Below are 1,235 nucleotides of genomic sequence, written 5' to 3'. Positions count from 1 at the left end.
TCAATGAGTGGTGTGCATCGTGAAGTCGCAGGTCACGGGTCTGGTCTGAATGGCGAGTTGGGTACTCGTGCCGGTCGGCGGCCGATGACCATGGCGTAGATCATCGGGCAGGTCCGGGTCCGGCGGGATGCCGGGTTCGGCTGTGCCCGCGACCGGCCCCCGCTTACGATCCGTCGGCAGGTCGGCACACCGTGAGAACGCGGGAGGGTGCGGGGGATGCAGGAGCGGCAGTGGATCACCGCCCGCCGGAGCGAACTGGACGCCCTCGCCGAGGAGTTGGCCAAGCAGCTCCAGGAGGTCCAGGCCGAGCGGAATGAACTGGAGATCGCGGAGCGGGTGTTGAACCGCCTGGCTGAGCAGGCCCGGGCCGATGCCGGGGCTGTCGCTCCGTTATCGGCGAAGGTGGCCGGGCGGGCAGTCCTGCTCATCCCGCACTGCAGCGACGCGGCCGACGAGGGCGCGCTGCCCGGCGACTACCGCATGATCCTGGCGATCGTGCGGGAGGTCGACGGCCCGGTGCAGGTCAGGGCGGTCGGTGAGCGGCTGGGTCTGGACGCCTCGGGGCGCGGCAAGCTGGAATTTCTGCGGGCGAAGATGACCAAGCTCGCCGACCGCGGCTGGCTGCACAAACGCCCTGACGGGCAGTTCACCGCACGTCCATAACCGTGCGGGGCGCGCCCGTAACTGACGGGCCCCCGACGGCAGTTGAGTTTGTGTGACGAAAAACAACAGTTCCGTCGAGGGCCCTGACGGCCTTGTCTGCACCGCCCGCCTGCCGCTGTCGAGTGCCACCCTGAACTGGCTCGCCGACCTGATACGCGGCCACCTCAAGAAGATCGGCTCGCGGTGGCGTGCCCTGCCCGCGGGGAAGATCGCCACCGTCGTGCTGGCAGTGCTGCGCTGTGACCAGCGGCCCGGCGACCTGGCCGGCGGCAACGGAGTGCACCGCACCACTGTGACGCGATGGGTGAGGGAGGTCGTCGGCCTGCTCGCCTCGCGCGCCCCACGCCTGGACCGGGCCCTGAAGAAGATCGCCCGAATGGGTGGCGGCATCGTACTGCTGGACGGATCGGTGATCCGTACCCGGCGCAGAACCGGGAAGGAGGACCTGCCGGCACGGTCAAGAACTGGCGCGTCCTCGGCAAGGTACGCACCGACCCCGCCTGGGCGACCGCCCTGGTCCGGGCCCTGCTGGTCCTCACGAACCGCGAAGTCGCCCGATGACCGACGATCTC

General features: G+C 69.6%; 1 protein-coding gene and 1 pseudogene. Both read left to right on the top strand.

What is annotated here, in order from left to right; translation table 11 throughout:
* Nucleotides 1-216 precede the first annotated feature (216 nt).
* Nucleotides 217-663, top strand: coding sequence for a hypothetical protein (locus M2271_RS42420; RefSeq protein ID WP_280892814.1), 447 nt, complete (start codon nt 217-219; stop codon nt 661-663).
* A gap of 52 nt (nt 664-715) precedes the next feature.
* Nucleotides 716-1,235 (top strand): annotated as a pseudogene (locus M2271_RS42415) (hypothetical protein); the annotation flags it as partial.

Source organism: Streptomyces sp. LBL (genome assembly GCF_029893585.1).
In the GTDB taxonomy this organism is placed as follows: Bacteria; Actinomycetota; Actinomycetes; order Streptomycetales; family Streptomycetaceae; genus Streptomyces.
This window is presented reverse-complemented; position numbering and strand designations above follow the sequence as displayed.

Bases quoted from the DNA above. Each gene is read 5' to 3' on its own strand.
- M2271_RS42420 (WP_280892814.1), top strand. From the start codon at position 217: ATGCAGGAGCGGCAGTGGATCACCGCCCGCCGGAGCGAACTGGACGCC.